23 protein-coding genes and 2 pseudogenes are annotated in these 23,730 nt (G+C 36.9%); 7 read left to right on the top strand and 18 right to left on the bottom strand.

From position 1 onward, the window contains the following. Positions 1-5: 5 nt before the first annotated feature. Positions 6-986 carry a ring-cleaving dioxygenase gene (locus JCM19034_RS02725; protein WP_062047056.1) on the bottom strand — a complete coding sequence of 327 codons (981 nt, stop codon included), beginning with the start codon at positions 984-986 and terminating at the stop codon, positions 6-8. Positions 987-1,150: 164 nt separating this feature from the next. Beyond that, positions 1,151-1,939, bottom strand: a complete 789-nt coding sequence (locus JCM19034_RS02730; protein WP_062047058.1) for an HAD family hydrolase — start codon at positions 1,937-1,939, stop codon at positions 1,151-1,153. Positions 1,940-2,117: 178 nt separating this feature from the next. Between JCM19034_RS02730 and JCM19034_RS02735 the strand changes: the two genes are divergently transcribed. Next, the gene (locus tag JCM19034_RS02735; protein WP_062047060.1) at positions 2,118-3,122 is read left to right on the top strand and encodes a DoxX family membrane protein; all 1,005 of its coding nucleotides are present in this window, start codon (positions 2,118-2,120) and stop codon (positions 3,120-3,122) included. Positions 3,123-3,164: 42 nt separating this feature from the next. Here the strand turns inward: JCM19034_RS02735 and JCM19034_RS02740 are convergent, their stop codons facing one another. Further along, on the bottom strand, positions 3,165-4,235 hold the full coding sequence (locus tag JCM19034_RS02740) for a branched-chain amino acid aminotransferase (protein WP_062047062.1): 1,071 nt from the start codon (positions 4,233-4,235) through the stop codon (positions 3,165-3,167). A 188-nt stretch (positions 4,236-4,423) separates the two neighbouring features. On the opposite strand from JCM19034_RS02740, the gene JCM19034_RS02745 reads away from it, so the two are divergent. Further along, positions 4,424-5,350 carry a transcriptional regulator gene (locus tag JCM19034_RS02745; protein WP_062047065.1) on the top strand — a complete coding sequence of 309 codons (927 nt, stop codon included), beginning with the start codon at positions 4,424-4,426 and terminating at the stop codon, positions 5,348-5,350. Positions 5,351-5,432: 82 nt separating this feature from the next. Here JCM19034_RS02745 and JCM19034_RS02750 read toward each other — a convergent pair. The 5 genes and pseudogenes from JCM19034_RS02750 to JCM19034_RS02770 all read right to left on the bottom strand — a co-directional run bounded on the left by JCM19034_RS02750 (position 5,433) and on the right by JCM19034_RS02770 (position 9,305). Next, positions 5,433-7,828, bottom strand: a pseudogene (locus JCM19034_RS02750) (heavy metal translocating P-type ATPase). A gap of 14 nt (positions 7,829-7,842) precedes the next feature. Then, positions 7,843-8,052, bottom strand: coding sequence for a copper chaperone CopZ (copZ, locus tag JCM19034_RS02755; RefSeq protein ID WP_062047067.1), 210 nt, complete (start codon positions 8,050-8,052; stop codon positions 7,843-7,845). Between the two features lie 57 nt (positions 8,053-8,109). Further along, entirely contained in the window at positions 8,110-8,400 is a 291-nt protein-coding gene (locus tag JCM19034_RS02760; RefSeq protein ID WP_062047069.1) for a metal-sensitive transcriptional regulator, read from the bottom strand. A gap of 123 nt (positions 8,401-8,523) precedes the next feature. After that, positions 8,524-8,976, bottom strand: coding sequence for a S1C family serine protease (locus JCM19034_RS02765; RefSeq protein ID WP_062047071.1), 453 nt, complete (start codon positions 8,974-8,976; stop codon positions 8,524-8,526). Beyond that, a complete protein-coding gene (locus JCM19034_RS02770; RefSeq protein ID WP_062047073.1) occupies positions 8,970-9,305 on the bottom strand; it encodes a hypothetical protein in 336 nt (111 codons plus the stop codon). The genes JCM19034_RS02765 and JCM19034_RS02770 overlap by 7 nt, the downstream gene beginning before the upstream one ends. A 143-nt stretch (positions 9,306-9,448) precedes the next feature. On the opposite strand from JCM19034_RS02770, the gene JCM19034_RS02775 reads away from it, so the two are divergent. The 3 genes from JCM19034_RS02775 to JCM19034_RS02785 all read left to right on the top strand — a co-directional run bounded on the left by JCM19034_RS02775 (position 9,449) and on the right by JCM19034_RS02785 (position 11,117). Further along, positions 9,449-9,796, top strand: a complete 348-nt coding sequence (locus JCM19034_RS02775) for a YojF family protein (protein ID WP_062047074.1) — start codon at positions 9,449-9,451, stop codon at positions 9,794-9,796. Positions 9,797-9,812: 16 nt separating this feature from the next. Beyond that, complete coding sequence (gene bshB2 / locus JCM19034_RS02780; RefSeq protein ID WP_062047076.1) at positions 9,813-10,484, top strand: bacillithiol biosynthesis deacetylase BshB2; 672 nt, start codon at positions 9,813-9,815, stop codon at positions 10,482-10,484. A 132-nt stretch (positions 10,485-10,616) separates the two neighbouring features. Then, positions 10,617-11,117, top strand: coding sequence for a GNAT family N-acetyltransferase (locus tag JCM19034_RS02785; protein WP_062047078.1), 501 nt, complete (start codon positions 10,617-10,619; stop codon positions 11,115-11,117). A gap of 91 nt (positions 11,118-11,208) precedes the next feature. Here JCM19034_RS02785 and JCM19034_RS02790 read toward each other — a convergent pair whose 3' ends face one another. From JCM19034_RS02790 to JCM19034_RS24505, 6 genes are all read right to left on the bottom strand, one after another. Further along, positions 11,209-11,886, bottom strand: a complete 678-nt coding sequence (locus JCM19034_RS02790) for a hypothetical protein (protein ID WP_062047079.1) — start codon at positions 11,884-11,886, stop codon at positions 11,209-11,211. A 23-nt stretch (positions 11,887-11,909) separates the two neighbouring features. After that, complete coding sequence (locus JCM19034_RS02795; RefSeq protein WP_062047081.1) at positions 11,910-12,854, bottom strand: DUF4349 domain-containing protein; 945 nt, start codon at positions 12,852-12,854, stop codon at positions 11,910-11,912. Between the two features lie 136 nt (positions 12,855-12,990). Next, positions 12,991-13,332, bottom strand: a complete 342-nt coding sequence (ytxJ, locus tag JCM19034_RS02800; RefSeq protein ID WP_062047082.1) for a bacillithiol system redox-active protein YtxJ — start codon at positions 13,330-13,332, stop codon at positions 12,991-12,993. A gap of 14 nt (positions 13,333-13,346) precedes the next feature. After that, on the bottom strand, positions 13,347-14,189 hold the full coding sequence (locus tag JCM19034_RS02805; protein WP_062047085.1) for a DegV family protein: 843 nt from the start codon (positions 14,187-14,189) through the stop codon (positions 13,347-13,349). Positions 14,190-14,256: 67 nt separating this feature from the next. Then, positions 14,257-15,657: an RQC domain-containing protein gene (locus JCM19034_RS02810; protein ID WP_370621804.1), complete on the bottom strand. Its 1,401-nt coding sequence runs from the start codon at positions 15,655-15,657 to the stop codon at positions 14,257-14,259. Next, positions 15,654-16,361 carry a RecQ family ATP-dependent DNA helicase gene (locus tag JCM19034_RS24505; protein ID WP_370621782.1) on the bottom strand — a complete coding sequence of 236 codons (708 nt, stop codon included), beginning with the start codon at positions 16,359-16,361 and terminating at the stop codon, positions 15,654-15,656. The genes JCM19034_RS02810 and JCM19034_RS24505 overlap by 4 nt, the downstream gene beginning before the upstream one ends. 85 nt (positions 16,362-16,446) lie before the next feature. Here JCM19034_RS24505 and JCM19034_RS02815 point away from each other — a divergent pair, with 85 nt between their 5' ends. Both JCM19034_RS02815 and JCM19034_RS02820 read left to right on the top strand, forming a co-directional pair. Then, positions 16,447-16,707, top strand: coding sequence for a hypothetical protein (locus JCM19034_RS02815; protein ID WP_062047087.1), 261 nt, complete (start codon positions 16,447-16,449; stop codon positions 16,705-16,707). A gap of 164 nt (positions 16,708-16,871) precedes the next feature. Beyond that, a pseudogene (locus JCM19034_RS02820) lies at positions 16,872-18,468 on the top strand (ABC-F family ATP-binding cassette domain-containing protein). 22 nt (positions 18,469-18,490) lie between these two features. On the opposite strand, the gene JCM19034_RS02825 reads toward JCM19034_RS02820, so the two are convergent. From JCM19034_RS02825 to JCM19034_RS02840, 4 genes are all read right to left on the bottom strand, one after another. Beyond that, entirely contained in the window at positions 18,491-19,108 is a 618-nt protein-coding gene (locus JCM19034_RS02825) for a DedA family protein (protein WP_062047089.1), read from the bottom strand. Positions 19,109-19,132: 24 nt separating this feature from the next. After that, complete coding sequence (locus tag JCM19034_RS02830) at positions 19,133-19,333, bottom strand: DUF6501 family protein (protein WP_062047091.1); 201 nt, start codon at positions 19,331-19,333, stop codon at positions 19,133-19,135. A 105-nt stretch (positions 19,334-19,438) separates the two neighbouring features. Beyond that, entirely contained in the window at positions 19,439-20,668 is a 1,230-nt protein-coding gene (gene odhB / locus JCM19034_RS02835; protein ID WP_062047093.1) for a 2-oxoglutarate dehydrogenase complex dihydrolipoyllysine-residue succinyltransferase, read from the bottom strand. A gap of 15 nt (positions 20,669-20,683) precedes the next feature. Further along, complete coding sequence (locus JCM19034_RS02840; protein ID WP_062047095.1) at positions 20,684-23,527, bottom strand: 2-oxoglutarate dehydrogenase E1 component; 2,844 nt, start codon at positions 23,525-23,527, stop codon at positions 20,684-20,686. Positions 23,528-23,730 lie beyond the last annotated feature (203 nt).

Below are 23,730 nucleotides of genomic sequence, written 5' to 3' on the forward strand. Positions count from 1 at the left end.
TGCTCCTAACGTTTTGTATTTAATGGTTTAATCATTGCTTCAATTTGTGAACGCTGATCTTCCAAATATGGAGGAAGAGCTAACGTTTCACCTAACGATTCAAATGATTCGTCACCTTCGAAACCAGGGCCATCTGTAGCTAGTTCAAATAAAATTCCATTTGGTTCACGGAAATATAGTGAGCGGAAATAATAGCGTTCAACAAAGCCTGAACTTGGCAAACGTAGTTGCTTTAAACGCTCAACCCACTTTTTCAATTCATTTTCATCTTCGACGCGAAAAGCTACATGATGAACACTGCCACGGCCAGGACGTTCACGAGGTAAATCTGATCGCTCCTCTAAATGAACTTCAGCTCCTGTTCCACCTTCCCCTGTCTCGAAAACCCGAATATCGTTCAGTCCTTCCGTTAAAGAACGATAAGCTCTTGTTTCCCGAAATCCAAGTACCTCTGTTAAGATCTGTGCTGTAGGCTCTGATGAAGGAACTGTCAGCTGCACAGGACCTAAACCAATGATCGCATATTCTTTAGGTACAGGACTCTCACCCCAAGGAATACCACCAGCCACTCCCTCACTGCCTTCATCCGATACTAGCTGTAATCGTTGCCCCTCAAAATCTTCAAAATACAATGTTTTTCGTCCTGAATAATCACGTATTTGCTCATGATGAACTTCTTTTTCTTCAAATCGCTTTTTCCAATACTGAAGTGCTTCGTTTGAAGGAACTCGTAAGCTTGTCAATGAAATACTATTCGTCCCTCGGTACGTTTGACCTGCATAAGGTAATTCAAAAAAGGTTAAATCTGTGCCAGGGTTACCTCGTTCATCAGCATAAAATAGATGATACACCGATGTGTCATCTTGATTAACCGTTTTTTTAACTAATCTCATCCCTAGTATATTTGTGTAAAATTGGTAATTATGCTCTGCCTTCGCAGTAATAGCTGAAACATGATGCTGCCCTTTTAAAGATTTCAATTCCATTATGAGCCACTCCCTTTAATTTTCGATGATAGAATTAGTATGCACATTATGACAATCATATCATCATTTAGTTCAATATAAAATAGTTCAATATAGAAATATTTATGAAAATAATTACTTAACGTAACAATCGTTGTTCGTTAAGTAATTATTAGGCCAATCGCTTATTTAGTTAGCTGTTCAATTAAAGGAAACAGTTCATTAAGATGAGTAATTTCGTATGTAGGGATGACTTCATTACGTTCCTTATTATGGCGGTTAATCCAAACAGAAGGAATTCCCACTCTATTTGCTCCTAAAATATCGGTCATTAAGTTATCTCCCACCATAATAGCTTCATCTTTGTTTACACCAATACGTTCAAGTGCATGTTCAAAAATCGTTGGATCAGGTTTTCCTTTACCGAAACCACCTGAAATAATAATTTCATCAAAATATGGTGCTATCTCTGGTGTAATCGTCAACTTCGTTTGTTGTAAATCAGGTGAACCGTTCGTTAATAATAGGAGCTTATACTCTCCCTTAAGCTTATCTAATACAGGAAATGTTTCTTCGTAAACAAAAGGATGTTTCCGACGTTCTTCTGGGAAACGTTCAGCAAGCTGTGCACCGAAGCTTTGATCATCTATTCCTAAAGCCTTCAAACCGTTCGTCCATGCATTCTTTCTGTATGTAGGGACAATTTCACTCATTTTTCTAAAGTCATCATGATCATCTAGAAAATGACCCCATAATCCTTCAAATGGATTAATCCCGATCATTTGCGTAAACTCATATGTCTCATAAGAAGCATAAAGTTTTCTTGCTTCCTCTCTAACAGCTTCTTCTAAATTATTTGGATCAATACCATATTTTTCTTGTGCTACTTTGCACGTAGCCTCAAAAGCTTTCGCTACACTTTTCTGGTCCCATAGAAGCGTATCGTCTAAATCAAAAAAAATAGCCTTTAGCATTCTTGCTCCCCCTATAATTCAATTCATTTCTATTATAGATTACCGTTCAGATTAGCCGATGTAAACAGTTTTTGAAATTATCCGACATCCGAATGAAATTGACATCCCTATTTCATTTGACTATGATGTAAATGATTTTACAACTTTTTCAATAAATAACATCATATTGAGGTGGCCGATGAGACATTTACTATATAGTAGCGTGATTTTAATCATCATTGCTGTGATAATCACACCATTTACAATGGAAGCACACGTGAAATGGTTCACAGAATTAGAACCTGAAAAAGAGGCAATTGAACAAATACTTTCACCTTTGTTTCTAATTCTCACCATTCTATCAGCATTGTTATTAGCTGTTCTACCACAAATTGTCCCTAAAATGATGCAATGGCAACGATTTAAACGATTGGACAAGAAATTAGAAAGCTTTCGACCGTTTACGATCAACATTTTAAAATACGGTACAGCTATTGCCCTTGTAATTCAATCATTGTCAGGCTCAATATTCGCTCCTGAGGTCACACATAATTCTATAGTGATACAAGCATTTACGTGGTTAACGATCATTTTATTACTAATTCCAAACCCTTTCACGACAAAAATAGCAGCAACGATTTTATTTATACTATTTGTAACAGTTACAATCAGCTACGGAATTTTCCATATGCTTGATTACGGCTTTTATTTAGCGATCATCTTTGTTTTGTTTATGACTAAAACGAAGTACGAATCATGGAGTTTCCCATTCCTTTATTTAGCAACAGGGTTATCGCTTTGTTGGGTAGCAGTAGAAAAATGGGTATACCCAGATATGGCTCTAGATATCGTAACAATGCATAATGTGCCAACGTTCTTTTTGCCTGCTGCAACCTTTGTTTCTCTCAGTGCGTTTATTGAATTTATTGTCGGTTATTTACTCGTAGTTGGTATTTTAAACCGATTATTGGCCTTTGTTCTCACCTGTATTTTTATCATGACGACGATACTGTTTGGCTGGGTTGAGGTAGCGGGACATTTTATGATTCATATCATTTTAGTAATCTTTATTATTGAAGGAGTGTCATTTTATAAGCCACCGATTAAAATTCATAAAACTGTATTGGATCAAATGATATTCGTATTCTTAAACTTCATCTTTGTTCTTTCAACCATTTTATTGATTTACTATCGTTTTGCTTAAATGAGAAGAGCTTATCCTCAATAAGGACAAGCTCTTTTTCAATCAATTATTTACTTTTACAACCCAGCCGAACGGATCTGACTCTTTCCCTGTTTGGATTCTTGTTAACGTAGAATATAGCTTCTTTGCTAATTCACCTGTTTGGCGATTGTTTATAATTATTTGACGATCTTTCCATTTCATTTCACCAATTGGAGAAATAACTGCAGCCGTTCCTGTTCCAAACACTTCTTCAACTTCGCCTTTTTCATAAGCAGCAAATAATTCTTCAATTGAAATTTGGCGTTCTGAAACTTTCATTTCCCAACTATTAAGTAATTCAATAATTGACTTTCTCGTAATTCCTTCAAGTATGCTGCCATTCAATTTAGGTGTAATCACTTCACCATTTATTTTAAAGAAGACGTTCATACTTCCAACTTCTTCGATGTATTTTTTTTCAATTCCATCTAACCAAAGGACTTGAGAATACCCTTCTTCAGTAGCTTTTTCTTGTGCTTTATAAGCAGCAGAATAATTTCCTGCTGTTTTAGCAAACCCAGTACCACCTTTAACCGCTCTAGTATAATTCTCTTCAACATGAATACGAACAGGCTGAATTCCTTCCTTATAATAGGAACCAACTGGCGATAGAATAATCATAAATGTATACGTTTTTGAGGGTGCTACGCTTAAATTAGGTTCTGTTGAAATGATAAAGGGGCGTATATACAATGAATACCCCTCTTCTGTCGGTATCCATTCCTGATCAAGTTTTACAAGCTCTTTTAAATATTGTAATACTTCTTCAACATTTACTTTTGGTATGCTTAAACGCTCACTAGAGCGATTCAATCGTTTGACATTTTCTTCAGGCCGAAACAACAGTATTTGATCATCATCAGTTCTGTACGCTTTTAACCCTTCAAAAACTGTTTGTCCATAGTGAAAAATCATTGCAGCTGGATCCAGTGAAATCGGTTGATATGGGACAATCCGAGGGTCAAACCATCCTTTTCCTTCTTCATAATTCATTAAAAACATATGATCACTGTAATGCTTTCCAAACACTAGCTCACTCGTATTAGGAATCGTTTTCCGCTTTGCTACTTGCTCAATATGTAATGTACTCATTTTTGCACTCCTTTCAATTACCATGACTTTATTTTAATTCAAAGAAGACGCTCAATACAATGCAATTATCCAATTATCTCTATGAAGCTTTTATTTACAGCCTTTATTTGATTAAAAGATTTCTTATATGTATAATAAAAAGACATAAATATGGAACCGTAATCAATTAATTTAGTTGGAGGAACGAGATGCAACTCGATATATCGAACAAATCATTGCCAGTCTTTGAAGCTTTAGCAAGCACTGTACGCCTATCGATTATTCAAATCCTATCAGAAAAGTCTTCAAATATAAGAGAATTAGCTGAAGCGGTTGGGCTAAGTAGTGCAATTATGACGATGCACATAAAAAAGTTAGAAAAAGCATCCATAATAAGAACGGAAATGGTCCCTGGTAAAGCTGGGATACAAAAGCTTTGTATTTTAAATGTGGATGAAATAAATGTTTTATTTCCTATTAAACAAAATCAATCACTAGAATTCCATCAAACAACGATTTCCGTTGGACATTTCACAGATTTTTCGATTGAGCCTACTTGTGGTCTCGCTACAGAAAAAAAGGTCATCGGACACTTCGATGATGTTCGTTATTTTTTAGACCCTGAGCGGTTTAATGCCAAAATACTTTGGTTTGGAAAAGGATTTATTGAGTATAAAGCTCCTAATTTTCTACTCTCAAATGAAACACCGAAAGCGCTTGAGATCTCAATGGAGCTTTCCTCTGAAGCACCATTAACAAATGAGCATTGGCCTTCTGATATTTCGTTTATTTTTAATGGAGTTGAGCTTGGGAAATGGACCAGTCCTGGTGACTTTGGTGATAGTCTTGGGAAATATACTCCTGATTGGTGGCCACGTGTCATAAATCAATACGGTCTTTTAAAATGTATACGAGTAACGGAAACCGGTACGTTTCTTGACGGAATTAAAATTTCTAATCATACAATTTCTGATATCGATATCGAGGAAAAACAGTGGACGTTTCGAATTGCAATCCATGATGATGCCGAACATATTGGAGGAGTTACGTTATTTGGTTCAGGATTTGGTAACTACAATCAAGATATTGTATTTCGTTTATTTTATGCAAAAGGTCTCGAAGACCAAAAGGCATAACATAGTAGCAGAGTGTCATTATATAAAAGCATCTTAAGAGGTGTAGAAATATTCTACACCTCTTTTCATCTATTAGTATGCATTACGCTTTCTGTAATCTCAATGCATTCAAGACAACTGAAACAGAACTAAAAGCCATTGCAGCTCCAGCTAGCCACGGGGCAAGCAACCCTGCCGCTGCAATTGGTATCCCACAGCTATTATAGACAAACGCAAAGAATAGATTTTGTTTTATATTTTTCATTGTTTTTCGGCTTAATATAATAGCTTCAGCAACACTACGTAAATCCCCACGCATTAATGTTATATCAGCTGCTTCAATAGCAATATCCGTTCCAGTTCCAATCGCCATGCCAATGTTCGCTGTCACTAAAGCTGGTGCATCATTTATTCCATCTCCAACCATTGCAACCTTTCTACCTTGTGACTTCAGCTGATCGATTGCTTCACTTTTTTGCTCAGGATGCACTTCCGCTATAACATGATCAATCCCAACTTGATTTGCGATTGATTGTGCCGCCAGCTTATTATCTCCAGTTAACATCATTACCTCTAAGCCAAGCTGCTGTAATGCGGCAACCGCATCTTTTGATGTTTCTTTAACGGTATCGGCTACGCTCACAATTCCTACACATTTCTGCTCTACAGCAACTAGCATCGCCGTTTCTCCGTTTCTTTCATGAAACTCTAATTGATTATAATATAATGGGTTAATTTCAATTCTTTCTAAATCCATTAAAGCTCTATTCCCAATAATGACTTTACGGTTCTCAACAGTTGCTTTAACACCATGACCAGGTATTGATTGAAATTGATCGACATCAAGTATTGAGATTTGACGCTCTTTAGCACCTAAAACGATCGCTTCAGCAATTGGGTGTTCGGAATATGATTCTACCGAAGCGACTAACTTCAAGTAGTAATCTTCTTTTTCTGGAAATTCAACAGCAACTAACGTTGGTTCACCTTTTGTAATTGTCCCTGTTTTATCTAAAACGACTGTATCGATTGAGCCTGCTGTCTCAAGGTATTCTCCGCCTTTGAAGAGTAATCCCTTTTCGGCAGCTCGACCCGAACCAGCCATAATTGACGTCGGTGTTGCAAGTCCTAATGCACACGGACATGCAATGACTAATATAGATATGGTCGGAACTAATGCTGAAGTTACATTCCCCGGGTCAACGAAAAAATACCATGTAATAAAAGTAGCTACGGCAATCATAACGACAATTGGTACAAATACCCCCGACACTTTATCTGTCATCCGTTGAATAGATGGTTTTGATCCTTGTGCTTTTCTACAATAGAAACAATTTGAGCGAGAACCGTATCTTGCCCAACTTTTGTAGCAGTCATTTTAATTGAACCGTTTTTATTTATAGTTGAACCAATAACTGAATTTCCGACTGTTTTTTCAACAGGAATGCTTTCCCCCGTTAGCATTGATTCATCTACCGTTGTAGTGCCAGTGAGTACTTCTCCATCAACCGGTATCTTCTCCCCTGGCTTAATGACCAATGTATCACCGACTACTACTCGTTCTATTGGAATTTCCACAACTTCCCCATTTCTTTCGACATTTGCCGTTTTCACTTGGAGGTTTAATAGCTTTTGAATCGCTTCGCTCGTTCGTCCTTTCGCATTTGCTTCAAATAATTTACCGAGAACGATTAGCGTAATAATAACAGTAGCAGTCTCGAAATAAAGATTAGGCATATGAATACCTAATTGTGTTGCTTCAATCGCTAAATAAATGCTATAAAAATAAGCAGCAGACGTTCCTAATGCTACGAGTACATCCATATTTGCACTTTTATTACGCAGTGCATAATAAGCACCTCTATAAAACTGTGCACCTACTACAAATTGTACAGGTGTCGCTAGTAGAAATTGAAACCACGGATTCATAAAGATTTCTGGCATCCAAATAAAAGAAGTGAACTGAAAGTGGGTTACCATTGACCATACTAAAGGAATGGTTAATATCAGGGAAACGAAAAACCTCCTCAATTGTTTATTTCGTTCATCCTCTTTGTATACCTTATTATTCACTTTAACCGAGACAAATTCATATCCGAGCTTTTCAACAATTTGTTTCACTTTCTCTTCATCAATGAAACCTTCTATAAAGGAAATCGTTGCTTTTTCCGTCGTTAAATTGACGTTGACTTCTATTATGCCTGTTACTTTCATCAGTCTTTTTTCAATTCGATTAGCACATGCAGCACATGTCATTCCGATAACGTTAAATTCTAGCTTATTCAAAGGCACCGAGTAACCTAACTGACCAACTTTATCGGTAATTTCCTCCAAACTAGTTTGATGATCGTCATATTCAACAAATGCTTTTTCAGTTGTTAATTGAACAGAAGCATCTTTAACACCTTCAAGCTTTTTTATTGCTTTTTCTACTCGAGTGGAACACGCAGCACATGTCATACCCACTATAGGGAGTGTCATTTTATTTGCCATATTCATCCCCCCTATTTGAATTAATCAATGACATCATAGCCTTGATCTTCAATCGCATTTTTGATTTCACTCGTTGTTATCAAGCTGGAATCAATCGCAACAGTAACAGTTTGTTGATCTAGTTGAACCTCCACCATCTTTACTCCGTTCAATTGACTCACACTTCCCTCTATTGCTGAAATGCAATGACTACAAGACATTCCTTGAACATGTAATTTTATTTTATCCATTTTTCTTACCTCCTTCCTTCGGATTATACTATACCCCCCTAAGGTATTCAAATGTTTTTACTTCACTATTTTTTCAATTACCTCCATTAGTTCAGAAATTACTTCATCCCCTTCGCCTTTTTTGATCGCTCCTTTTACACAATGTTTCGTATGATTTTCCATTAGATTCAAGCTCACTTTTTTCATTGCTGCTTGAATGGCGGATATTTGTATTAATATGTCTACGCAGTAGCGATCTTCCTCTACCATTTTTTGAATTCCTCGTACCTGCCCTTCAATTCGCTTTAAGCGATTAAGTAACTGTGTCTTTTCATCAGCTTGACGATGTGTATGTTTTTCACTTGACATCTATTCCCCTCCTCATACCTAGTATAGGTATATTTCCATTATATCATAAGAGAGTATACGAAAAAAAGATTGCCATATACACAAGGTATAGACAACCCAGACGCTAAAGTCAAAATGCTTAAATCAATTATAAAGTTCTTCTTTTAAATGAGGAAAATGCTCATAAATTTGTTCTAGTGGGACTGCTAACCCATATCCACTATCATTCCCAATTGTACGCGCATAAACAACCCCTACCACTTGACCATCTTTTGATAAAACAGGACTTCCACTATGACCTGGTAATATTGTATTTGTAATACGCATTCGTTGATAATGGCCTTCTGTCCGATCTATCTCACCTTCACTAACTATCGATTGCTGTAAACCAGGATTTCCTATTACATAAACCTTTTCATCGATCTTTGCTCCATATTCCCGTAATGGTAAATAGGGCAAATCATCTCCTTCCACTTTTAGAAGAGCTAAATCCGGGTTTTCAATAGAATCAATCACTTCAGCCATGTATTGATCACCATTTGGCAAACTAATACGAAAAGGCTCATTTTGATCAATAACATGGTGATTCGTTAGCATATACCCATTAGGGTAATGAAAAATCCTGTTCCGCGACTATTACTACCGACAATAACGGCAACTGATTCCTTATATACTTCTACCTCTTCATTCATACTTAATTCATCAGATACCCGAGCTAGTTCACGGGACTGTGGAGAGAGTAAGTCAAACCATAAGTTTAACAATTGACTAATTAATAATAACGCAACACCAATCCCTATCAAGCGATACACGATCTTTTTCCGTCTTTTTCTTCTCTTATCTTCCTCTGTCTCTTCTTCTTCTAGGAAATCTTCCGGAGCTGGTTCTTCAAATGAATCATTATTAATTTCATCTGTTTCTTTCACTACGTGATCACCTTTTTCTTGTTCAATTCTATTCTTAGTTTACCAAAAAAGAAACAGCCCGTAAATTGATAGGCGTATTACTGTTTGCCAACAAATATTTGCTATATAATAGAAATCAGTTCTATAGGTAAGGAGGTTAATCAATGCAACCCATTCTTGTTGAAGAAGTTCAACATAAACTTGATTCCTATTGTCAAAAGCCAATATTTATTCATTTAGAAACGACTAACGGTGCCTACGCTTCTCACCATGATGAATCGTTTTTTTCAGCTGGAGCTTTTATTAGAAATGCAAAAGTGACTTATAATCACAGTAAGATTACGGGGAACGGGCCTTTTCGAGTCGGTTTAAAGCTTGAGTTAGGTTGGATATATGCAGAAGGTTTAACACACTTTGAAATTGACAGTCAAGAACGACTATTATTAGCTGGTCATGGCTCCGATGGAAAATTAGCTGTAGCCCTGCAAATCAGTGAGAAACCATTTTCATAAGAAAGGAGAGGTTATTATGAATAAAGAGAGACAATTACTCGTTATCTTCCCCCATCCCGATGACGAGACGTTTGGAGCTGCTGGAACGATTGCCATGCATGCAAGGCAGGGAACACCCGTTACATATGCATGCTTAACATTAGGTGAAATGGGAAGAAACTTAGGAAATCCCCCATTTGCCACTCGCGAATCTCTACCATTAATTCGCAAGAAGGAATTGGAAAATGCCGCTAATGTTATCGGTATAGATGATTTACGAATGTTAGGTTATCGTGATAAAACGATTGAGTTTGAACCAGAGGAAGAATTGCAAGCGGTTGTGTTAAATTTAATCAAGGAACTTAACCCATCATTAATAATTACCTTCTATCCAGGTCATTCAGTACATCCTGACCATGAAGCGACTGCTTATGCTGTTATAAATGCTGTACAATCATTACCAATTGCTGAGAGACCTAAAGTTCATTGTCTCGCCTTTTCCAATAACCATTTACATGACATTGGAGAAGCGGACGTTATCGTAGATATTAAACCTTATGCAGAAATTAAGATAGAAGCGTTACGTGCACACCTATCACAAACTGCGTGGATGCTAGAGGACATGGAGCCAAAATGGAAAAAAGGTGATCCGGAGGCATTAGCTTGGCTAGAAACTGAACGATTTTGGACATACCCATTTGCTTTTTAAAACAATACAAACAACCGTCCCAAAAAGAGATTCAATCCTTTTTGGGACAACTTGCACTTCTTTTTTTTCTCTTGTATACTATATTACTTGTGTAGTATCTACTGTTAAATCGGTAAATAAAGGAGTGATTCTGTGCTTTTAACCGAGCGACGCACGGAAGAAAAGCAAGCAACGCGTGAGGATATCGAATTCCAGCTTTTTCGAATGCAACAAAATGTGAAGGAAATTGCTAAGGATAAGCAAGTAATTGGAATTGAACAAACGAAAGAGGAAGAATGGGTGATTGTATCCATGATGGACGATGGAAACTCATGCCACATTATGATACATCAATGTAATTCCGCCTATCGCGGACATTGGGATTTTATGTTGCAAGCTCAATACATTGAAGAGTTCACCCTTTTTATCGGTGATATAAAAGGGGAAGAAAATAGAGGATATGGATCCATTTGTATTGATTATTTAAAAGACCATGCGAAAGATCAGAACATCCATCGTATTAAAGGCGATCTTGCCAAGCGTGACTGGGACCATCTCGATAGACTCATCCATTTTTATGAGAAGCATCATTTTGATGTCGAAGTTAATGAAGAAGAACAGTTTGGCGAAATTGAATGGCGGCCAAATTTTTAATGAGGTACTTGAATTTACTTATGAGTTGCGGATAATGAGCGAACGAGACATAAAAGCTTTTATTCATCATATATGTCTCGTTCCTTTATAGTTACCATTCGATTGTATTTAACATCGACCACATACTTGGAGCAATTCCTTCAATCGGCTCTCTCACTGGTAAAAAAACAGTAAATTGCAGAACTCTGTCATCCTCATATGACTTAACGGCATGATAAATGACCGTCATTTTTCCATTTTCATCTAAATATTCTTCACGTAATACAAAATCTGCACCTTCTATTTGATTTTGTACCTCGTCAAGCTTTGCATCCGTATTATCTAATAAGTTTTGTTTAATATCACTTGGGCTAACTTCCCCTGAATGAGTAATAATCCTTGTAAAATATTCTTCATCATAGGTGGACACGATCACATCACGTTGTGGTTCCTCACTAGTAAACGTAAATCCATCTAGAATATACACACCGTAATGATAATCACTTCGGTGAAATTGAGCTTCTCGTAACTCCGATTCCCCTTCAACATGAACCATGATTTCTTTGATATCACTTTGCTCACTTTGTTCCTTCATTGGTTCAGTTATAACGTCCTCATATTCAGGGGCCTCTTCCTCTATTTCTTCATTCTCATCTTCAACTTCAAAGCTAGGAACGCTCGCTTGCTCTCCTTGTTGCTCTTCAACAGGGTCTAGTTCACCTTGAGTGCCACACGCTGTGAGGATAGTTATCATAGGAATTCCGATACTTACTTTCAGTAGCTTTTTCATATTTCACCCTCCAAATAATGAAATTATGTTCTACTACGTTTCCTTTTTAGCCAGATTAAAAGGGACAAGATGATAAGCGGGATCATCACTGGACTTAATCCAATTAAAAATACAATAACTGTTGAGAAAAGAGATAATACGAAATTAACTGTATCGATAAATAACTTTTTAGCCTTTTGCCATGTATTTAGCTCTCCTTCCCCTTGTAAAGTACCTATCCTCACAAGATCTTCTTTTAAATATAGATACACAGTAGAGTATATTACTTTATTTTCAATGTATCTCATTCTACCTAAAATCCGTTCGATTTCCTCCTGTGTTTTCGCTAATTCTTTTGAAATAGCTAAAACATTCTCGGTATCTTCAGCATCTTCAAGAAATTGCAATAACCGTTTCTCAACAGCTTGTTTTGATGATAATCGTGAATCTAAATCAACATATTCCTCCGTCATATCCTGTGTATATATCTCTTGAAACGTCACTGCACGAACATGATTACTCACTTCCTCCATAAAATCGGTGAAAGAGGAGTCAGGGATTTTAAATACCAATGAAGCATTTGGATCCGTTTTTGATTCTGTATAGGAAGATTCAACTAAATAACCATTATAACGAGAAGCTAGCTCCTGAATATAGCCGATACTCTCGGTTACATTTTCAACATCGACATTCATATTTGCTTGATAACTGACCATCCGCTGATCAGAAAAGTCTATTTCACCTATCTCAGTATTTGCTGCTTCATCGAAACCTGAATATTCTCCTACTTCAACCGAATAACTCTCACTACTTGCTTCTTCATCGAAACCTGCATATCCTTCTACTCCAACCGAATAACTTTCACTTTCAACAGCATATTCAGAAGTATCCTCTGAAATTAATTCTTTCCCATTATTTTGACATCCAACCAAAAAAAGTGAAAAAACTAAATAAAAATTACGAAAATCATTCGTTTCATCTTCGACCACCCCATGTTCGTTTACATATGAGACGTGTTGAATATAACGATGGTTTCAACTTTAGAGATAGCATACACAAACAGTACTCCAGTTATAGAAAAAAGCTCCATAAAAGGGATTTAACCTTCATGGAGCTTTTTTGAATTTAATTAACATTTTCCTTAATGGCTTCTTCCGTAACATTCCAATGAGTTGCCGACCATGCGACTTCTTGGTTTTTCATATAAACACATTGTGGTGACTCATGTTTTAATTGAAGATCTTCAGCAATTTGATTAGATATTGGTCTCATTTCAATAACCTTCACGAGTGCAAATTCAACATTGTTGTCACTGTTTTGCCCTTCAACATAAGCCATAAACTGGTTATATGCTTCAGCACTAATTGGACATGTTGTACTATGCTTTAATAAAAGCGTTGGTGTTCCTTTTTCCAAAAGTACCTTCCAATCATCCATTGATACAAGCTCTTTTACTTTTTCATTCATTTCCACACACCTCATTATTCGTAATAGTACATAAATGCTAGAGCACCTGGACCTGTATGCGTGCTAATAATCGGAGATGTCTCAGTAATCATTAGGGGAGCATCTGTTAGTAAGCGAATCATACTCTCAACTTTAGCTGTTAGTTGTGCTGCATCGATTTGAGAAATTCCAATTCGTTTAACGATCTTCCCTTTTGTTTCTTCCTCAAATTTCTGCTTAAAAAATGATAAAATCTTTGCTTCAGTCCGCACCTTAGCCACCGGTGTATACACACCATCCGCTAATGATGCGATTGGCTTCATTTTTAAAAAAGAACCGATTAACGCCTTACCTCGTCCAATGCGTCCTCCTTTTACTAAATATTCTAACGTATCAATCATCATATACAAAGAAGTATGCTCGCGAACTTGGTTAATATGTGCCAAAATGTCATTAACTGATTTCCCATTTTTTGCGTATTCTGCCGCTTCTAAAACTTGGAACCCAAGAGCCTGCGATATAAAAGCGGAGTTAACAACCGTCACTTTACCGTTAAATGATTGTGCTGCAGCATGAGCTGTCTGATACGTACCGCTCATACCTTCGGTTATATGAATCGAAATAACATGTGTTGTTTCAGCTTCGCTAAGCAGCTGCTCATATACATTTGAAAAATAGCCGATGGAAGGTTGGGATGTCTTGGGTAATTCCTTAGAAGATACAAGTTTCCTCAAAAATTCCGATTTTGTTATATCAACCCCATCTAAAAAGGTTTCTCCCTTAAACGCAATAGAAAGTGGTATTACGGTAATGTCATACTTTTCTATAACCTCTATCGGTAAATCACAAGTAGAATCCGTTACAATTTTAATCGTCATAAAAGCTCTCCTTACAAGTAATCTTGTTACTACTATACCACAATATTGTTATGATAATGATCTCATTTTATTTCAATAATGTGAAACGAATATCTTGATATGAAATCGATGCTGGCAATGCTTCTTTAATCGGCTTAAGCTTATCTGTTCCATACTCTTTTGCTGCATTCTGAATAAGAATTTGTTTATCTTGATCAACATAATTTTGTAAATTCAATTCACTTCCTTCTTGCTCAGCACGTACGAGATGTTTAATAATCGTCGATTCACTTAATGAAAAATAGTTTGCTAAAGCTTGAACAGATGCTTGCTCTTTAAAACGGTTTGCAGTTTCTAAATAATGGGCTCTTTGTTTCCTTAATGGTTGTTTATGCTCTATAATCGGCTGCTCTGGCCTGCGATCCTTAAACGGAATTAAAACATTTAGAAATAGTTGACCGTATTTATCCCACTTTTGCTCACCTACTCCGTTAATGTTTAGAAACTCCTCTTTTGTAAGCGGAATATACTGACTCATTTCTCGCAACGTTCGATCGGAAAAAACCATATACGGTGCAATGTTATGTTCAGCTGCAACTGTCTTTCGTAGGCCCCTTAACGCCTCAAACACATCATTTTGTTCCTCTCGTGCTTCTTCTTCTCTTTGTGCGTAAACATAAATTGACTCTTCCCCTTTTAAAATGGGCAATGCTTTTTCACATAACGACAATGTCGGATACGCATGACCAGCAGGCTTGATATATCCTTCGGCAATGAGCAAATCTATTAACTGAGCTACTTCCTTTTGGCTCCACGTTTTCAATAATCCATATGTAGGTAATTGATCTAAGCGTAATTGTTTTATTTTTTGATTTTGTGAGCCAACTAAAATTTGAGCGATGATTGTTTTCCCGAATTTTTCTCTTACTCTTTTTATACATGAGAAAATCATTTGTGCTTCCTTCGTTCGGTCAACCTTCTCACCTTTTTTATTACAATTTGAGCATTTACGACACACTTCATTTGAACGATCACCAAAATAATCGAGTAAATATAACGGAAGACACCGTTCAGTATGGCAAAAGCTTGTCATTTGCTGCAATTTTCCATATTCAAGTTTCATTCTATCTTCGCTTAATGATGATTGTTCAATAAGAAATGATTGTGTTCGAATGTCTTGTGGAGAAAACAGCAGTATACAATCACTTTCTTCTCCATCACGCCCCGCACGACCGGCCTCCTGATAATAAGCCTCAATCGTACGAGGCATCTGATAGTGAATGACATAGCGGACATTCGACTTATCAATCCCCATCCCAAATGCGTTCGTTGCCACAATCACAGTAGAACGATCGTGTATAAATGCTTCTTGAGCAACATTGCGTTCCTTATCAGCCATTCCCCCATGATAAGCAGAAACCTTGATTTGCTTTGATTGTAAATGTTCAGTAATAGACTCTACATCTTTACGTGTAGCCGTATAAATTATGCCAGAATCTTGTCCTCTATTTTTACATAGTTATAAATATAAGCCTTTTTGTCAATTCCTTTCTTTACTTGAAATCGTAAATTATCTCGGGCAAATCCTGTAACGATCGTATGTTCATCTGTTACATTTAGAAATGATTGTAAATCTTTTTGAACTTGTTTCGTTGCAGTTGCGGTTAAAGCCAATACGACTGGTGAACTATTCAACTGTTGAATCCACTCGGGTATTGTTAAGTAGCTCGGTCTAAAATCATGGCCCCATTGTGACATACAATGAGCTTCATCTATTGCAATGAGCGAAATATCAATTTGATTGATAACCGATTGAAATTGGCTTTGCTCCAACCGTTCTGGTGCGACATAAACTAATTGGTAATCACCTCGTAACATACCTTCATAACGATTTTTTTCTTCATTTGCTGATAGTGAACTATTTATATAAGTAGCAGCAACCTCAAGCTCTTCTAATGAATCAACTTGATCCTTCATCAATGAGATTAAAGGTGATATGACAATTGTTAATCCAGAGAACATAATGGCTGGAATTTGGTAACAGATCGACTTACCTCCTCCAGTAGGCATGATCCCGAGCGTATCATTATTAGATAAAACAGATTGAATAATTTGCTCCTGTCCTTTACGAAATGAGTCGTACCCGTATATCGTTTTTAAATGATGATTGGCTGTATTCATTAACGATTCCATCAATTTTCTCCTTTACTCATTAATTGTATGTGATCAATATGAAATGGTTATCTTATAGGTAACGATGAAAAAAGAGGTGTGTAACATGCAAGAGTCGTTAAAACGCTATAATACAATCTGTATCATTATTTTAAGTGTCCTCATGCTTTTGCCTGTCTTCATATGGCTCTTTACTGGTGCTCCATTTATAGATTCATACCAATTTTTCCCTCTTGATTTAACGCTTTATTATGCAATTTTATTAGGGGGAGTGATCGTCAATTACTCCATAAAATCATCGAAGTTACTCTTTATCATTATGATCGCAGCGATTGCTGGCTTACTCGTCTATATCTTTTTAACATAATGATCGTAGCATATATTCGTTTATACGACGACCATATACAATAAACTCATTCATTTCTTCCATTTCCATTAAAAAATTGATGAAATTATATGATATCACTATCTCTTTCTCTCTTAGAATGGTATAATTCAGTCGATATAACGACTTTGGAGGAAATGTAATAAATGATAACAGTTACAAATGTAGGTTTACAATATGGAGATCGAAAATTATTTGAAGACGTGAATATTAAATTCACTCCTGGAAATTGCTATGGGCTTATCGGTGCAAATGGAGCAGGTAAGTCAACATTTTTAAAAGTGTTGTCAGGAGAAATTGAGCCACAAAAAGGTGACGTTCACCTAAAACCTGGACAACGAATGGCTGTACTTAAACAAAATCACTTTGAATATGAAGAGGTAGAAGTTCTCACAACAGTGATCATGGGGCATCAACGTCTATATCAGGTCATGCAGGAAAAAGACGCTATTTACATGAAAGAGAATTTTACTGATGAAGACGGTATAAAAGCGGCTGAGCTTGAGGGTGAATTTGCAGAACTTAACGGATGGGAAGCGGAATCAGAGGCTGCTATTCTTTTAAAAGGGCTCGGCATAAAAGAAGAGTTGCACACGAAAAAAATGGCGGAATTAACTGGATCGGAAAAAATAAAAGTCCTTCTTGCCCAGGCATTATTCGGTGAGCCAGATGTCCTCTTATTAGATGAGCCTACGAACCATTTAGACATAGCAGCGATTCAATGGTTAGAGGAATTTCTAATTAATTTTGAGAACACCGTTATCGTTGTTTCACATGACCGACACTTCTTAAACAAAGTTTGTACTCATATCGCTGATCTTGATTTCGGTAAAATTCAAATTTACGTCGGAAATTATGATTTTTGGTATGAATCAAGCCAGCTTGCATCAAAGATGGCCCAAGATCAAAATAAAGAAAAAAGAAGAGAAAATTAAAGAATTACAAAGCTTTATTGCAAGATTTAGTGCGAATGCATCTAAATCAAAACAAGCTACATCACGAAAAAAACTACTAGACAAAATTGAACTTGATGATATTCGACCATCTTCTCGAAAGTATCCGTATGTTCATTTCGCACCTGAACGTGAAATCGGAAACGATGTCTTGAGTGTTGAAGGGATTAGTAAGTCAATTGATGGTCAACTAGTATTAAATAACGTAAGCTTTTCAATGAACCGTGAGGACAAAATTGCTCTTGTTGGTGACCATGAAATTGCCAAGACTACGTTATTTAAGATTTTAGCTGGAGAATTAGAACCCGATAGTGGTCAAGTTAAATGGGGAATTACAACCTCACAAGCTTATTTTCCAAAAGATAACTCGGAGTATTTCGAAGGCAGTGATCTGAACTTAGTTGACTGGTTACGTCAATACTCTCCGGAAGATGATAGTGACACATTTTTACGTGGATTTCTTGGAAGAATGCTATTTTCAGGAGATGAAGTAAAGAAAAAGGCTAGCGTATTGTCCGGTGGAGAAAAGGTACGATGTATGCTTTCAAAAATGATGCTTAGTGGTGCTAACGTGTTACTTCTTGATGAGCCGACGAACCACCTTGATTTAGAATCAATTACAGCTGTAAATAATGGGTTAATTAATTTCAAAGGTGCGATGATCTTTAGTTCACATGATCACCAATTTAATGAAACGATTTCAAATCGAATTATTGAATTTACTGATGAGGGTATCATTGATAAGCAAATGAATTATAACGAATATTTAGAGTTTCGGAAAAAAGGATAAATGAAAGATAGGCTCTAGTTAATTAACTAGGGCTTTGTCCTTTTTTACGTAACCAACTTTTTCCTACATGAACGAGGAAAAACAAGAATACAATAATTGCCATCATCACAATAAGAGAATACACAAATGATGTCCAATCTGAGATCATACGTCCAAAATAAAAACCAATCCAAAAATACAAACTAGTCCATATAAATCCAGAAGAAAAAGCCACAATAGCAAACCACCTGTAATGGACCTTTGACATTCCCATCCCAAGCGGTACAGCATGACGAAGGAACGGAAAAAAGTAACTGAAACTTGCTACCTTAAGTCCGTAGCAATCAAGTAGCTCTTTACCCTTATATGCTGCTTTCCTCCACTTGGAAGTTTCAGATTGTTCAAATGAACCAGCTGCACGTAATTTGATTTTTGTCCCTATTATATATAACATGCTCCCATGAAATAGAACACTAGCAAATAAAACGCAAAATGTCGGAAATGGTGATAGAAATGTTTTTGTTGCAATTAAGCCACAACTCATTAATAACACTTCATTAGGAACAGGGAACAAGAAAAGACCTATAATCAAAATGAAAAATAACGCTAAATAACCGTATTGGTATATGAGCGAAACCCATATCGATAGATCTGACTCCATCCTATTCCCTCCCCTAGGTTAGGCTTAGCCTTTAAAATAATCTTTATAATAGCCCCCAACTGCTCCGGTATTATCGATTACAAAATAAAACTCATCCGTTTCATTTTTCAATTCATACTTTTTCCCTTTTGTTAACGCACGATCTACCATGTATTTTTTCGCATTCGTGTGGATACACTCGACCTCTCTAATCGTTTTACGTTTATCCCAGCTTAAATGAATCAAACTAATCACTTCCTCTAATGATGTTGTCAATATAGTATAACATGAATTTAAATATTCTTAACAGGAAAAGAGGACGTCTGTTTAGACATCCTCACACTAAAGAAATTAACCTTCTAGAAGTAATGTTTCAGGGTCTTCAAGCATTTCCTTTATACGTACGAGGAAACTTACTGCTTCTTTTCCATCAACAATTCTATGATCATAAGACAATGCAATATACATCATCGGTCTGTTTTCATAATTTTCTTGATCAATCGCAACTGGACGCCACTGAATTTTGTGCATTCCCAAAATACCTACTTGAGGTGCATTTAATATAGGCGTTGACCATAACGAACCGAATACGCCACCATTTGTAATTGTAAAAGTACCGCCTTGTAAATCTGATAGAGCTAATTTATTGTCACGAGCTTTCATACCTAGAGTTGAAATTTCTCTTTCAATACCAGCGAAACCTAGTTTATCAGCATCACGTACCACTGGAACAACAAGCCCATCATCAGTTGAAACGGCAACACCGATATCATAGTAATTCTTTTTAATAATTTCATCGCCTTGAATCTCAGCATTTAATAACGGGAATTCTTTTAAAGCACCGATGACTGCTTTTGTAAAGAATGACATGAAGCCTAGTTTCACTCCGTGCTTTTCAAAGAAAGCATCCTTTCTCCGCTTACGGACATCCATTACAGCAGTCATATCAATTTCATTAAAAGTTGTTAGCATCGCCGCTGTTTGTTGCGATTCAACTAGACGTTTCGCAATTGTTTGACGACGTCTTGACATTTTGATACGCTCTACTGGTTTTTCATCAATAGTTGTTTCCACTTTATTAGCTGTTTGCGGCTTTTCTGCTGGCTGTGCAGGCTTCGTTTGATGCCCTTCGACATCTTGTTTACGAATTCTTCCCGTAGGGTCAGTTGTTTGAACAGCATGTAGATCAATACCTTTTTCTCTTGCTAACTTTCGAGCAGCTGGAGAGGCTAGCAATCGTTCATTGGCTTGTGCTTCTTCATTTTTTTCTACAGCAGGTTGTGTTTGTTCAGGTTGTGCTTGTTCTGACCGCTCCTCAACTGGTGCAGAAGGAGTTGAAGCTGAACCATTCTCATCAATTATCGCAATCACTTCGCCTACCTCTACTGTATCACCTGGCTGCTTCGTGAATTCTTTAATAACACCTGAATGTTCGGCAATAATCTCGACGTTTACTTTATCTGTTTCAAGCTCGGCGATATATTCCCCTTGATTTACTTGCTCTCCTACTCCCTTTAACCATTGCGCTATCGTTCCCTCTGTAATCGATTCCGCTAATTCTGGTACTTTAATCTCTATCACCGTAATGGCCTCCTCTTAATGTTTACGTGTCAAAGATTCTGTTACAATACGTTGTTGTTCTTTTTTATGAGAGACAGGATCCCCTTCTGATGGACTAGATCGATGCGTACGACCTATATAGCTAACAGAAACGCCTTCTGGTGCAATATCTTTTATTCTTGACTCCATAAAAGGCCATGCTCCCATATTCTTTGGTTCTTCTTGAACCCATACAACTTCTTTAAGATTATTATATTTAGAGAACATCTGACGAATTGGTCGCTTTGGAAATGGATAAAGCTCTTCTACTCTTGCAATATGCAACCAATCCCAATCTTGGTCTGATTTTTTAATATAATCAGCTAAATCAATGGCTACTTTTCCACTACATAATATAATACGTTCTACCTTTTCAATCTTTTCTCCTAAACCAGCTTGCTCATAAACTGGTAAAAATTCACCATCTGTAAAAGCGTCAGGAGTTGAGGCAACATCTTGGTTCCGAAGCAAACTTTTCGGTGTCATAATAATTAAAGGTCTTACAGAATTCTTTTTAAGAATTTTTGCTTGTCTTCGTAATATATGGAAATATTGTGCTGCTGACGTACAATTGGCAATTGTCCAGTTATTCTCAGCAGCCAATACTAAGAATCGTTCTACTCTACCACTAGAGTGTTCTGGCCCTTGCCCTTCATAACCATGCGGAAGTAAAATGACTAGACCTGATTTTTGTCCCCATTTTGCACGTCCAGCTGATACCCATTGGTCAAAAATGACTTGTGCACCATTTGCGAAATCACCAAATTGTGCTTCCCAAAGAACGAGAGTTTCAGGAGATTGTACGTTATAGCCATATTCAAAACCAACAACAGCTTGCTCTGTTAACGGACTATTATAAACGGCAAATGATGCATTGGCAGCTTCAAATTCCTGAAGCGGAGTAAAAACCTCATCATTCGTTCGATCATGTAATACGAGGTGCCGATGAGCAAATGTCCCCCGCTCTGAATCTTGACCTGATAGACGAATTGGTGTTCCATCATGTAAGATCGTTGCAAACGCTAACGTTTCCGCTAATGCCCAGTCCACTTTTCCACCTTTAAAGGCTTCACCACGACGCTTTAAGATCTTTTCAAGCTTTGTATTTGGCTTAAATTCTTTCGGCCAATCAAGCAACTGTTCGTTAATACTCGTTAACGTTTCAAGGGGAACACTCGTTTTCACTTTAGGCAAGCCATTAACAATGTAATCTGGTGGAGATAGTACTAAAGACTTCTCTCTTTTCTTTGCTACAACTTCATCGTAATCAGCTTGCAGTGCTGACTGAAACTCCTGATCTAACTCGTCACCATATAATTTATTTACAATATTATTTTGAGATAATTGTTCCGCATAGATCGCTCGTACAGTTGGATGCTTACGAATTTTTTCATAAGTACCTGGTTGCGTAACTGCAGGTTCATCCATTTCATTGTGTCCAAAACGGCGATAGCCAATTAAATCAATGAGGAAGTCTTTCTTATATTTATTACGATATTGTACTGCAAAGTGAATCGCCGCAATACAGGCCTCAGGATCATCAGCATTAACATGAATGATTGGAATTTCAAAACCTTTTGCCGGATCACTTGCATATGTCGTTGATCGCGAATCATACGTTTCAGTTGTAAAGCCAATGTTATTATTAGCGATAATATGAAGAGATCCCCCTACTTGATATCCTTTTAACCGACTTAAATTAAGGGTCTCTGTAACGATTCCTTGTCCTGGGAACGCAGCATCACCGTGAATTAAGATAGAATACGCTTTTGAAACATCCTGCTTCGGAAAGCCTTTTTCACTACGATCCTCTTGTGCTGCACGAGCATAGCCTTCAACGATTGGACTGACAAATTCTAAATGACTCGGGTTATTCGCTAATGAAACAATCGCCTCAGCTGTACTCTCATCACGAATTTGTCGATCCGCACCTAAATGATATTTCACATCCCCAGTCCAACCATTTTTCGTGCCTGTCGAATTATCAGATGAAAGAATATCTTTTGGAGCATGCAAAAATTCAGAAAAAATCATTTTATAAGGCTTATTAAGCGTATGCGCTAATACATTTAATCGACCGCGGTGAGCCATACCAATTAGAACGTGTTTCGTACCACTATGTACAACATCTCGAACCGCTTCATCTAACATCGGTACAAGCATGTCTAAACCTTCAATTGAGAAACGTTTTTGACCAACAAATGTACGATGAATAAATTTTTCAAATCCTTCTACTTGTGTCAAACGTTTTAATAAATTTACTTTTTCTTCTTTTGTAAATGACGGTATATACTCCCCAGATTCTACCATTTGAACTAACCATTGCCGCTCTTCTATATCATGAACATGGTTAAATTCAAAAGAGATTTTCTTTGTATACACCTCTTTCAAATAATTAATAGCATCCAATCCATCTTTAACATAAGCAGGAGCATCTGGACAAATTAAATCGACTGGTACAGCTTTTAACGCTTCTTCCGTCAATTGATATTGTTTTAACTCGAATAGTTCAGAATGCTTATTTGTTTGGTTAATTGGATTGGTTTCTGATGCTAAATGCCCTTTACGTCGTATCATATCTGCTAATTTTACCGCATTCACATACGTCCTCATCTGATTTGATGAAGGCTCAACTTGTGAAGCTGAAACAAAATCACGACTTCCTGATGCCGTATCTTGGTCAGTTGGTGGAGGCCCCCATTCTTCAAATAATTTACGCATATGGTCATCAACTGAATTGGGGTTTTCTAAATATGATTCGTACAACTCAATGGCGACGCCAAGATTCGGACCATGAAACCCCTGCCATGGTTCTCCCGGATTGTGCTCCTTGCTTGACATGATGTCATTACCTCCTAATTTGCTTCCTCACTAACATCTATGATAGAAATCAATATATAACGCTTACAGACGTATTTTAACATATTGTACGCATTTGTTAAAGTTTAACTCCATATATTCATAGAATTATTTTGTCAAATTATTTGACATTCGTTTCGATATTTTTTGTTATATATTTGAGCATTTTAGCAAATAAGAAAGAT

This window comes from Bacillus sp. JCM 19034 (assembly GCF_001310635.1).
Taxonomy (GTDB): domain Bacteria; phylum Bacillota; class Bacilli; order Bacillales; family Bacillaceae_D; genus Halalkalibacter.

Coding starts and splice junctions, on each gene's coding strand:
- JCM19034_RS02745 (WP_062047065.1), top strand. CDS start 4,424: ATGCAACTCGATATATCGAACAAATCATTGCCAGTCTTTGAAGCTTTA.
- JCM19034_RS02740 (WP_062047062.1), bottom strand. CDS start 4,235: ATGAGTACATTACATATTGAGCAAGTAGCAAAGCGGAAAACGATTCCT.
- JCM19034_RS02735 (WP_062047060.1), top strand. CDS start 2,118: ATGAGACATTTACTATATAGTAGCGTGATTTTAATCATCATTGCTGTG.
- JCM19034_RS24505 (WP_370621782.1), bottom strand. CDS start 16,361: ATGGAATCGTTAATGAATACAGCCAATCATCATTTAAAAACGATATAC.
- JCM19034_RS02775 (WP_062047074.1), top strand. CDS start 9,449: ATGCAACCCATTCTTGTTGAAGAAGTTCAACATAAACTTGATTCCTAT.
- JCM19034_RS02765 (WP_062047071.1), bottom strand. CDS start 8,976: ATGCTAACGAATCACCATGTTATTGATCAAAATGAGCCTTTTCGTATT.
- JCM19034_RS02815 (WP_062047087.1), top strand. CDS start 16,447: ATGCAAGAGTCGTTAAAACGCTATAATACAATCTGTATCATTATTTTA.
- copZ (WP_062047067.1), bottom strand. CDS start 8,052: ATGGATAAAATAAAATTACATGTTCAAGGAATGTCTTGTAGTCATTGC.
- ytxJ (WP_062047082.1), bottom strand. CDS start 13,332: ATGAATGAAAAAGTAAAAGAGCTTGTATCAATGGATGATTGGAAGGTA.
- JCM19034_RS02730 (WP_062047058.1), bottom strand. CDS start 1,939: ATGCTAAAGGCTATTTTTTTTGATTTAGACGATACGCTTCTATGGGAC.
- bshB2 (WP_062047076.1), top strand. CDS start 9,813: ATGAATAAAGAGAGACAATTACTCGTTATCTTCCCCCATCCCGATGAC.
- JCM19034_RS02840 (WP_062047095.1), bottom strand. CDS start 23,527: ATGTCAAGCAAGGAGCACAATCCGGGAGAACCATGGCAGGGGTTTCAT.
- JCM19034_RS02825 (WP_062047089.1), bottom strand. CDS start 19,108: ATGGAGTCAGATCTATCGATATGGGTTTCGCTCATATACCAATACGGT.
- JCM19034_RS02805 (WP_062047085.1), bottom strand. CDS start 14,189: ATGACGATTAAAATTGTAACGGATTCTACTTGTGATTTACCGATAGAG.
- JCM19034_RS02760 (WP_062047069.1), bottom strand. CDS start 8,400: ATGTCAAGTGAAAAACATACACATCGTCAAGCTGATGAAAAGACACAG.
- JCM19034_RS02790 (WP_062047079.1), bottom strand. CDS start 11,886: ATGAAAAAGCTACTGAAAGTAAGTATCGGAATTCCTATGATAACTATC.
- JCM19034_RS02725 (WP_062047056.1), bottom strand. CDS start 986: ATGGAATTGAAATCTTTAAAAGGGCAGCATCATGTTTCAGCTATTACT.